Source organism: Candidatus Kapaibacterium sp., from assembly GCA_025059875.1.
Taxonomy (GTDB): Bacteria; Bacteroidota; Ignavibacteria; order Kapaibacteriales; family HRBIN21; genus HRBIN21.
This window is the reverse complement of record JANXCT010000009.1, coordinates 58,804-70,139: the sequence shown is the minus strand read 5'-3', so window position 1 is coordinate 70,139 and position 11,336 is coordinate 58,804. Positions and strand designations below refer to the sequence as shown.

Here is an 11,336-nt window from a genome sequence, read left to right as displayed (position 1 = left end):
TGGGTGAGTACCGCATCCCGGTAGAAGTAAAGTATCGTCAGCGAATTGACGCACATCGTGACACTATTGGACTGCGCGCATTCATTGAGAAGACGGTATATCGCGCCCCTTTCGGCGTTTTGGTCACGCTTTCAGATGACACAGTGCCCGATATCGATCCACGCATCGTTGTTCTGCCTTTGTCTTCTCTTCTCTTAATGCGATGATGGTCACATCACAAGCGAGGTCATTGCAAAGGGCTGAAAGACCTGCTCCGTCAGTTGCTACCAAAGCTTAAAAGTCAGCTATGTCCCTCCTTGTTGACAATCCCATACTCAACTCGCCCTTCGAGGAGCCGAGGCGCTACTGGGAGTATCGCGAAGGGCAGCCTGTGATCGTGGAAGGACGGCGACCGGCAGGCTACTACCTCCGCGCGCGCACGCGCGACGCGCAAGAGGCGCTCTTCGCCGAAGAGTTCATCGCCCTCGACGCTGTCAACACGATCCGCGAGCGGCTCGCTGCTTGGCGCGAGCAAGGGTATCCCGGTGTTACGCCGATCACGCGGCGGCTGCTTGCGCACTGGAACAACCCCGAGCGCGAGCGCAAGCTCTTTTTCTGCCAGCGCGAGGCGGCTGAAACGCTCATCTGGCTGGTGGAGGCGTCGCCCGCTGAAAAGCAGGGGATCACGATTCCCCAAGACAACGGTTTGACCCGCTACGCCTGCAAGATGGCGACGGGCAGCGGCAAGACGGTCGTGATGGGCATGGTGATCGCCTGGCAAGTGCTGAACAAGCTGGCGAATCCGCAAGACCGCCGTTTTTCCGATGCTGTGCTGCTGGTCTGCCCGAACCTAACGATCCGCGAGCGCCTTCAGGTGCTGCTGCCATGGAAGCCCAACAACTACTATGAGCGCTTTAACCTCGTGCCGCGCGGGATGATGGAACGGCTGCAGCAGGGCAAGTTTCAGATCACAAACTGGCATCTCTTTCAGCCGAAAGATGACAACCGGTCGAGAAGCGTTGTTCAGCGCGGTGAGGAGAGCGATGCCGCCTTCTGCCGCCGCGTGCTCAAGGAGCTAGGCAACAAGCGCAACCTCCTCGTGATCAACGACGAAGCCCATCATGCCTATCGCCCTGCGCCGCTGTCGGAAGAAGAGCGAGAGAAACTTTCACCAGAAGAGATCGCCGAGCGGGAAGAGGCGACCGTGTGGGTCAGCGGGCTAGACAGGATCAACGCGGCGCGCGGCATCAACTTCTGCGTTGATTTCTCAGCGACGCCCTTCTACATCAAAGGCAGCGGCTACCAGGAGGGCATGCCGTTCCCGTGGATCGTGTCCGACTTCGGTTTGGTGGACGCGATCGAGTCGGGGATCGTCAAGATCCCGCGCGTGCCCGTGGACGACAATACCGGCGTGTTGATTCCCAAGTACTTCAACTTGTGGCAGCACATCAACCAGCAGCTCCCCGCCTCCGAACGCCAAACGACGCGCCGCCGCGCCAAGCCCGAATCGGTGCTGCGCGAAGCCGAAGGCGCGATCGCGACGCTCGCCTCGGAGTGGAAAAAGACGTTTGATGCGTTCCAGCAAGCCGGCGCACTCGTGCCGCCGGTGATGATTGTGGTGTGCGACAACACCGATTTAGCTAAGCTCGTGCATGAGCACATCGCCAAGGGAAATGTGCTCCCCGAGCTTGCTAACCGCGAAGGCAAGGAAGTCACATTGCGCATTGACACTAAGCTCTTGGCGGAGGCGGAGAGCGCTGTTGAGGGCGAAACGCGCCAGCAGGCAGCCGAGCGCTTGCGCAAAACAGTGGATACAGTGGGCAAGACCGAATGGGATGGCGAGGGCGAGCCGCCTGGCAAGAACATTCGCTGCGTCGTGTCGGTGGGTATGCTCACCGAAGGTTGGGACGCGCAAAACGTAACGCAGATTCTGGGGCTGCGCGCCTTTACCTCGCAACTGCTATGTGAGCAGGTGGTGGGTCGAGGGCTGCGCCAGATGAACTACGACGACTTCAGCGAGCCCGAGTACGTGGACGTGTACGGCGTGCCGTTTGAAGTCATCCCCGTCAAGAAGAAGCCGGTCAGTCGCATAGAGGTGCAGAAGGTCTCCAGGCTGGTACGCGCATTGCCCGAGCGTAAGCACTTGGAGATCACGTTCCCGCGTGTGGAGGGCTACGTCTTTGATGTGCGCCAACGTATTCGGGTGAACTTCGACCAGGTACCTCATCTCGTGATAGACCCCACTTGCGAGCCAACGGAGGTTGTGGTAAAGCCCGCAGCAGGATACCGCGTTGGACGCCCTGATCGGCTTGGTCCAGGCGCAGAGGTGCTACACGACCGTAATCCGTTCCATCGCAGCAAGCGGCTGCAGGCTACGGTCTACGAGATCGCGGCCGAGGTTACCCAGCGCCTCAAGGGCAAGCGCGAAGAATGGAGTATGCGGCACGTGCTGTTTCCGCAAGTGCTCAACATCGTCTGGCAGTATCTGGAGGAGCGTGTCGTAATCACCGATCCCAACACGCCATTGGAGGAAATCGCCCTGCTCAAGTACAGGCAGCACATCGTCGAGCGATTGACCGAGGCAATCGAACCGGATACAGAAGCGGGTGAACCGCCGCTGTTGCCAGTGATTGAGCGTTTCCGCCCGATCGGCTCTACGGCGGAGGTGCTCTTCCGCGCCGTGCGCCCTTGCGTGGGCACGACCAAGAGCCACATCAGCCACGTGGTGCTGGATGCGCCTGTGTGGGAACATAGCGTGGCCTATCAGTTGGAGCGAATGCCGGAAGTGGTTGCTTACGCTCGCAACGACCATCTGGATTTCACCATTCCCTATGGGTGGGAAGGCGTGCGCCACGAATACCGTCCGGACTACCTCGTCCGCTTGCGATGCCCAGACGGGCGCACAATCATGGTGATTCTCGAGGTCAAAGGCTTTGAGAACGAACAAGACCGACAGAAAGAGGCAGCGGCGCACCGCTGGGTACGGGCAATAAACCACCACGGTGAGTTCGGGACATGGGTTTTCTGCGTCTGCAGAGACCCCAGTCAACTCACAACCATACTCCAGAACATTGCGAGCAGCCTCTGCAATGGAAGCCCCGATACTCTGGGAGATGTAGGGTAGACAGCAGCGCTAAGGCCGTCTTATAGCCCCGCTCTCCACCCTGCCGTGGCAGAGGCATTCCGGGGAGGTCTGTGGTCCGTCGCTACCGGATGCAAGTACCGCAGGAGACGGCTGGCCCCTTCGGCAAGGAGCCAGACGGTCAACGAGGCACCCAGGACGAGTCCCCATGTCCACAGAGGAAGGCGAACAGCATTGACTAGCTCTGGGAAGAACTGGCCGAGCAGGAGCTGGAGGAGGTAGCTTGCCCCAATGGCCCCATGGAGGAGCCAGTTCTGCAGCGGACGTACGTGAGTGCGACGTGCTGCGTAGGCGCAGAGGAGCTGCCCTAATGCCATGAAGTGAAAGGTCGCGCTCTGCGCAGCAGTGTAGCCGAGCACTGGCGATAGCCCCACGAGCAGTCCCATCCCTATCGCTGCCCCCACTACCCCCGTGGACAGAATGAAGCGGAGGCTATGCCGGTCCAGCAAGGGGCTCTGCTTCGGGCGCGGCGGAAAGGAGAGCACACCTGGATTCCGATCCACCGCCAACGCCAGTGCTGGGAGCCCGTTGGTGACTAAGTTGATCCACAGAATCTGGACGGCCGTCAGCGGCAGCAGGAGTCCTTGCTGTTCTGTCTCCCCTTGGCCGAGCGCCAACCAGAGCATTCCTGCGGTCACGAGCAGGATTTCGGCGAAGTTGATGGCGAAGAGGAAACGCAGGAACTTCTGGATGTTCTCGTAGATGCTCCGCCCCTCCTCCACGGCCGCTACGATGGTGGCGAAGTTATCGTCCAGCAGGACGATATCGGCCACTTCCCGGGCCACGTCGGAGCCCCGGACTCCCATCGCTACAGCAACATCGGCGTGTTTGAGCGCGGGTGCGTCGTTGACTCCATCGCCTGTGACTGCTACAACGTGTCCCGCTCTCTGGAACGCCATGACGATACGCAGCTTATCCTCCGGGGCGACGCGGGCGAAGATGTTGGCCTGGACGAGCTCCTCGTCAGTCAGCGCGGCTAGTTGCTCCCCGGTCACAACCCGCTGGGTGGGGATACCAACCCGCTCGGCGATCGCCCGGGCTGTGGCAGGGTGGTCGCCAGTGAGCATGACCGTACGGATCCCGGCCCTCTGGGCCTCCCGCACAGCCTGTGGGACCTCTGGGCGGGGAGGGTCCTGTAGCAAGACGAAGCCCAGGAAGCTTAGCCCTTCCTCCTGCTCCCCTTCCCCGTAAGCCAGCGCAATGACCCGATAGCCACCAGCGGCATATTGCTCGGCCTCTTGGGCCAGCGCTGAGCGCTCTTGGTCGGAGGCGGCTAGGCGCGGCAGGAGCGACTCCGGAGCTCCTTTGAAGAAGCTGCCGCGAGGTGTGGTGACGCGCATGAACTTCCATGCGCTGTCAAACGGGCGCTCGGCGATACGGGGATATTCGCGGCGCACCACCTCCACTGACACCGATTGGGCGGCGTACTCCAGCAGCGCCAGCTCCAGCGGGTCACCAGCCCCTGTGGCAAGGTCGGCATCGTTGCAGACGACCATCGCCACCAGCGCCCGCTCATGGTCTGGGGCAATGAGGCGCTGGACGCGCATCCGATTCTCCGTGAGCGTGCCGGTCTTGTCGGTGAGGATAGCGGTGACGCTCCCCAGAGCCTCCACGGCTGCCAGCCGGCGTACGACTGCCCGCCGGCGCGACATCCGCTGCACCCCGAGGGCCAAGCTCAGTGTCAGCGCCGCTGGGAGCCCTTCGGGGACCGCCGCCACTGCGAGGGCCACAGCAAAGAGGAGGAGTTCCCGCGAAGGCCGCCCCGCAATCCCCCAACCCAGGAGGAAGACGAGCACGGCAAGGATCAGAACGAGCAGCGCGATCCACCGTCCGAAGCGCTCCAGCCGCTGCTCCAGCGGAGTCTTGCTCTCTGTCACCCTCCCCAAGAGCTCTGCGATACGTCCCATCGCGCTCTGCATTCCCGTCCGCTCCACCTGCAGCAGCACCCGTCCGCGCACCAGGAGGGTGCCGGCGGAGAGCTCGTCGCCGATTCCTTTCTCCACGGGCACGCTCTCGCCCGTCAGGATGCTCTCGTCCACGAGGACTCCCGAGCACTCCATGGCCCGACCGTCAGCGGGGATGCGGTCCCCAGCCTCCAGTCGGACGAGGTCACCAGGGACGAGTTCCCGGGCAGGGATCCGCCGAAAACGGCCATCCCGCAGGACCCATGCCCAGGGCTGGACCAGCCGCTTCAACTGCCGCAGTGCATGCTCCGAACGCCACTCCTGCACCGTACCCAGCACGACGTTGAGGAGGAGAATCCCTGCAATGGCCGCACTCTCCAACGGGACTCCCTGGCCCTCTTTCCAGAGCCAGAACAGAAGGTCCAGCGCCAGCGCCCCGAGCAGGATATAGACCAGCGGGCTCTGGAGCTGCCGCAGCGCCTTCCGCCACAGTGTTTCTGGGGGCCGCTCCGGCAGCGCGTTCGGTCCGTACCGTCGCAGCCGTTCTTGGGCCTCCGCGTGGGAAAGCCCACGCATCAGCGGTCTGGAATGCTCCATTGCCTCTCAGAGGCCTCCCAAACCGCTCCCGCTGGTCGGAAGCCAGCGGAAGACGCACACCACCGATGGCTCTGGTACATGCCTATGGCCCCTGGTCCCTCGCCCGTTCGTGGAGAAGGAGTGTCTGCCATGCCTCCCAAGTCTGGCGGCGCTGGAGGAACGCCTTTGCGATGCGCTGCAGTTGCACCCAGCGCCATGCGGCCTCTCCGGAGTCTGTCGCCGCGTAGAGCAGCGCGTAGAGCGCCCGCAACGGGTCGCCAGCGGCGAGCTCCAGCTCTACGTCGTCGGCGCGAACTCCTTCGGGGAAGTTGGGGAAGCTCGGGTCTGGTTCTGGAATCCGCTCTACGCTGGCCAGCAGCGCCAGGTCCTCACCTGTCAGGATAGGGCTCCTCCGAATCGGCTCCGGTAGTGCATCCACCCCTATCCCGCGCCCCTCTGGACGCGGCATCTGGAACAGTGCATCCCCGAAGGCACGACAGTACCAGTCGTAGCCCAGGCGTCCGACCAACTGCAGGCGGTTCGGGTCGATCCGGCCATCTACGAACGCGGACTCAGCGACGTGGAAGAGCACCACTTCCAGGATCACCAGGTTGCCGTTCCCACCGCGGTCGCGTGCCAGCGGGATATGCTCCAGCAGCACGCACTCCATGATGTACGGCGACTCCGCCACCCCTGGAGGACGCACGCGGTGGCTGGGCCGCTTCGTCAGGCCAGCTTTGGTGAACTCATCCACCCCGTACTCATACTCCGCCGAGGCCAAATTGACCCTCTCGGCAATCCGCGCCGTCACGACGCTGATGGTGCATTCCCCGGTCTCCAGCAGGTTCCGCAGCGTATCCTTCGGCTCCATCGTGCGCAGAGAGTGTGCTGGGCCGATAGCCACAATCGGCGGATGGGAGGCGAAGGCGTTGAAGAAGCTGTACGGGGCCAAATTCACTCGGCCGGCGCTGTCCTGCGTTGCTACCAGTGCAATCGGCCGCGGGGCAATCCCACTCAAGACCAACTGGTGCCGCTCCCGGTACGAGAGCTGCGCCGGATCAATCGTGCGCATAGCGTCCTACGCCATCTCCACAAGCTCTAAGGGCAAGGCATGGAGGAGCTCTCCATCAACGGCGCCACGGAACTGCTGGAAGTTCTCGGCGAAGAGCCGCTGGAGTCGGCGGGCAGCCTCGTCATAAGCGTTCGGGTCCGACCAGAGCTGCCGCGGCTGCAGAATCTCCTGCGGTATGCCTGGGCAGCTCGTCGGGACCTCCAAGCCGAAGAAGGGCTCACGCACGTACTCCACCCCTTCCAGCGCTCCGGAGAGCGCTGCCCGCAGCAGTGCCCGCGTATGGGCAATGCTGATGCGATGTCCTACCCCGAAGCCGCCCCCAATCCATCCCGTATTGACCAGCCACACGCGGCTCCCATGGCGCTGCATCCGCTCCGCCAGCATTCGGGCGTAGACCCACGGGTAGTGCACCATGAACGGGGCTCCAAAGCAGGTGCTGAAGGTAGGCACCGGGTCTTTGATCCCTCGCTCCGTTCCGGCAACCTTCGCCGTGAAGCCGGAGAGGAAGTGGTACATCGCCTGCTCAGGCGACAGCCGCGCAATCGGTGGCATCACCCCGAACGCGTCGCAGGTCAGGAAGAAGATGTTCCGCGGATGCCCGCCACGGTTCTCCGGGACGACGTTCTCCATCATGTCCCGCGAGTACGAGCCCCGCGTGTTCTCCGTGATGCTGGCATCGGCGTAGTCTACCTCCCGCGTCTCCGGGTCGTAGACGACGTTCTCCAGAATCGTGCCGAAACGGCGGGTCATCGCGTAGATGATGGGCTCTGCCTCAGGCGAGAGGTTGATGACCTTGGCGTAGCAGCCGTTCTCGAAGTTGAAGACCCCATCATCGCTCCAGCCGTGCTCGTCGTCTCCGATGAGCGCCCGCTCGGGATCGGCAGAGAGCGAGGTCTTCCCTGTCCCCGACAGCCCGAAGAAGAGCGCCACATCCCCCTCCTTGCCCACGTTCGCGGCACAGTGCATCGGGAAGACGCCCTGGAAGGGCAGGAGGTAGTTCAGCACGGTGAAGACCGTCTTCTTGATCTCGCCGGCATACGCTGTACCGGCAATGAGCGCCATCCGCTCGGCGAAGTTGAGGAGGATGATGGCCTCTGAGCGTGTCCCATCCAGCTCCGGTACGGCCTTAAAGCCTGGAGCATGCACGATGGTGAAGTCGGGCTCAAAGGACGTATCGCCAGGGTCAGCCGCGATGAACATGTTGTAGGCAAACAGGCTATGCCATGCCTGCTCGGTCACGATACGGACACGGAGCCGGTAGCGCGGGTCGGCCCCACCATAGCAATCCCGCACGTAGAGCGGCCGCCCCTGGAAGTAGGCCTGTAGCCGCCGCTTGAGCTGCTCAAAGCCCTCGGGAGGAAAGGGGCGGTTGACCCTCCCCCACCAGATGTGCTCGCGGTTGGCTGGCTCCTCGACGATGAACTTGTCTTGCGCGCTACGCCCCGTGTACGGTGCCGTACAGGCAATGAAGGCCCCCTGCGCCGACAGCACCCCCTCCCCCCTCCGGAGTGCATGCTCGTAGAGCTCGGCAGGCGCCAGGTTGTAGTAGACCTCCCCCACGTTGTGGAAGCCCTGCTGGAGGAGCCACTGCCGTAGTGAGTCCGGCGATTTCATACTCCCAACTCCCACTGAGACACGAACCCGCCGCGGCGCAAAAATCAGACTTTCCGGCCAAACCTCAGGCGGTACAGGCTCAGACCTCCTGTACCGTCCCATGGCCGCCATAGCTCTGCGTCTCCGCGGAGCAACCCTGGATTCCCCCCAACCAGGGGTTGACTTAAGCTGCGTAGCTGCGTAAATTTGCAATCGAACTCTCTCCCCTTTCGAGGGGAGCGATGGTACGGTGGGCGTTTTGCTACGGTAGAAGCCGTCGTGCCAAAGAGACGCTGAAGGAAACGGCAAGGCTTTAGGGAGTAGCGTAGGAAAGTGCTTCTCCACCACGCGACCCCCTCCGAACGGGGAGGAAGGCAGTGTAGTACGGAGTATGTTGAACCACAACGTGAGGTCCAACCATGGTCTACTGAGTTCTGCTATGGAGTGTGGCGCTGCTTGCGGCTGCCTTCCCGGCATGGGGGCAGAACTGGAGTCTGACGGGGAATTCGCTAACTGGAACCGAAGTGCTGGGCTCCACGAATGCTCAGCCCCTGCGGCTGATCACCAACAACACCGAGCGGATGCGGATTCTCGACAACGGGAACGTGGGTATCGGGCTGACGGCGCCGGGCCAGCGCCTGGTAGTGGCGGGCAACATTGGGCTGCAGGCCGGGGCAGCAGCGTTTGTAGGGACGCTGGACAACAACCGGCTGGAGCTGCAGGTCAACAACCAGGCATCGTTGATTCTGAACCTGCCGGGCACCATAGCCCCAGGCTGGAGCATCCAGCGGGATGCTGGTGGGAACACACGCGGCCTGCATGCGGTGGACCTGCAGAGTGCGCGCACCGCTGCCGCGCAGGTTGCCAGCGGTGACTACAGTGTCATCGGCGGGGGCTCCTCCAACACCGCCAGCGGCCACTACAGCACCGTCGGCGGGGGCTACTCCAACACTGCCAGCAGATGGTACAGCACCGTCGGCGGGGGCTTGTCCAACACCGCCAACGGCACCTACAGCACCGTCGGCGGGGGCTACTCCAACACCGCCAGCGGCGGCTACAGCACCGTCGGCGGGGGCTGGCTCAACCACGCCAGTGACTCTCTCTCTGCCATCCCAGGCGGGTTCAACCTGAAGGTCGGCAAACGCAGCTTCGGCTTCAGCGGGCAGACGAGCACGACACAGACGGATCTGAGTGCGCACAGCAACATTGCGGCCTTTGTGGACGTGGACCTGTGGCTGTACAACGTACGCAACCAGGCCTCGGAGCTGCGGTTGTACGAGCGTTCGGGGGCGGGGACGAACTACACGGCCCTGCGGGCGCAGGACCAGGGGAGCGACATTGTGTACGAGCTGCCGGCGACAGTAGGCACGGCGGGGCAGGTCCTGCGAATTGCCTCGGTCAGCGGCACCACGGCCACCCTGGAGTGGGCCTCGGTCGCACTTCCGAACGGTACAGCTGACGGGCAGTTGCTGCGCTGGAACCAGAGCGCCACGGCCTGGCAGCCAGTGGGACTGAGCGCTGGGGCGGGGATAGCCATCAGCAACACGGCCACAGGCATCACGATTACGAACACAGGGGACACCGACGCCAGTAATGATGTAACCACGATGACCTCATTCAGTGCTGCAGCAGCCTCCGATGCGACGGTCAGCGGGACGTACGATGCGTTGGACATCCAGTTGAAGAGTGGGGTTGTGGGCAGCACGGAGCTTGCCAGTGGGGCTGTTGCAACGGGGCACATCCAGGATGGGGCGGTGACGAGCGGGAAGATTCAGGACGGGACGATCGTGGATGCGGACATCAGTGCGAGTGCCGCCATAGCGGTGAGCAAGCTGGCGGCAGGCAGCAACGGGCAGGTGTTGGCCACGGTGGACGGAGTACCCACGTGGACCGATATTGGCTCTGGAACTGAGATGGACCCGCAGGTCCACGACGCAGCGTTTGACACGTATGGCACGGGTCGGGTGGCCTTCTGGGACGATGCCAATAATCGGCTCATCGGGGATGAGAACCTCTTCTGGGACAACACGAATAAGCGGTTGGGCATTGGGACAAGCACTCCGCAGGCGAAGCTGCATGTGCACTCCTCAAACATCCAGGTAACCAGCAGCACAACGGGGAGCAGCAGCGGGGATGGGTTTGAGATAGAGCTCTCCGGCAACGACGTCCAGCTCCGGCAGAATGAGAATGCGGAGATTCAGTTCCGCACGAATGCCGGAAGTGGCACGGACACGGTCAAGATGCGCCTGACGGCGGATGGGCGGCTCTTCTTCTCCCCGAGCAACGGAGCGAGCTACCGGGTGGACCTGCCGAATAGCAGCACTCCCGGGGTCGGGCGCATTCGGGCGAACGCCTACGCGAGTTACTCCTCGCTGCGGTACAAGGACGAGGTCCGACCCATCGGGGAGGCGCTGGGGAAGGTGCTGCGGCTGCGGGGGGTGGAATTCCGGTGGAAGCCGGAGCATGGCGGGCGGGAGGACATTGGATTCATCCTGGAGGAGGTAGCGCCGGTGGTGCCGCAGGTGGTGGACCGCGACCCACAGACGGGAGAATTGCTGGGGATGGACTACAGTCGGCTGACGGCGCTGCTGGTGGAGGCACTCAAGGAGGAGCACCGGCGGAACGAGAGCTTGCGGGAGAAGGTGGGGCAGATGGAGGAGGAAGTCGCTCGGCTGCGGCTGCTGGTGGAGCAACTACTGCAGGAGCGGGGCGGCCGAGGCGGGGAGACCGGCGGCACGCAGATTCACGATGCCTGGCTGGGGCAGAACATCCCGAACCCGCATGATGGGACGACGACAGTGCCGTACTACATCCCGGCTGGTGTCGGTCGGGCCGAGCTAGTGGTGCGGGACTCGCGGGGTCGGGAGCTGCGGCGGGTAGAGTTGCCCGAGCGCGGGGCCCATGGGCAGGTGACGCTGGAGATGCGGCTGTTGAGTGCCGGGGTGTACGAGTACAGCCTGGTGCTGGACGGGCGCGTGGTGGCCACACGGCAGATGACGCTCGTGCGGTAAGCCTGGGGCGCACACTGAGACAGCATGTCGGGGCGCACGGTAGCCGTGCGCCCCGATGT

6 protein-coding genes are annotated in these 11,336 nt (G+C 63.2%); 3 read left to right on the top strand and 3 right to left on the bottom strand.

Going from position 1 to position 11,336, the window contains the following annotated elements; translation table 11 throughout:
• Together NZ960_08205 and NZ960_08200 are read left to right on the top strand one after the other, a co-directional pair.
• Nucleotides 1–206, top strand: a 206-nt coding sequence (locus NZ960_08205) for a hypothetical protein (GenBank protein MCS7177572.1), incomplete at its 5' end; no start/stop codon positions are given.
• 80 nt (nt 207–286) lie between these two features.
• Entirely contained in the window at nt 287–3,103 is a 2,817-nt protein-coding gene (locus tag NZ960_08200) for a DEAD/DEAH box helicase family protein (GenBank protein MCS7177571.1), read from the top strand.
• 20 nt (nt 3,104–3,123) lie between these two features.
• Here NZ960_08200 and NZ960_08195 read toward each other — a convergent pair whose 3' ends face one another.
• From NZ960_08195 to pckA, 3 genes are all read right to left on the bottom strand, one after another.
• Nucleotides 3,124–5,601: a cation-transporting P-type ATPase gene (locus NZ960_08195; GenBank protein ID MCS7177570.1), complete on the bottom strand. Its 2,478-nt coding sequence runs from the start codon at nt 5,599–5,601 to the stop codon at nt 3,124–3,126.
• 103 nt (nt 5,602–5,704) lie between these two features.
• Nucleotides 5,705–6,673 (bottom strand): flavin reductase family protein, encoded by a 969-nt coding sequence (locus NZ960_08190; protein MCS7177569.1) that lies wholly within the window; start codon nt 6,671–6,673, stop codon nt 5,705–5,707.
• A 6-nt stretch (nt 6,674–6,679) separates the two neighbouring features.
• The gene (gene pckA, locus NZ960_08185) at nt 6,680–8,287 is read right to left on the bottom strand and encodes a phosphoenolpyruvate carboxykinase (ATP) (GenBank protein MCS7177568.1); all 1,608 of its coding nucleotides are present in this window, start codon (nt 8,285–8,287) and stop codon (nt 6,680–6,682) included.
• Between the two features lie 425 nt (nt 8,288–8,712).
• Between pckA and NZ960_08180 the strand changes: the two genes are divergently transcribed.
• Complete coding sequence (locus tag NZ960_08180) at nt 8,713–11,277, top strand: tail fiber domain-containing protein (protein MCS7177567.1); 2,565 nt, start codon at nt 8,713–8,715, stop codon at nt 11,275–11,277.
• The last annotated feature ends 59 nt before the right edge of the window (nt 11,278–11,336 follow it).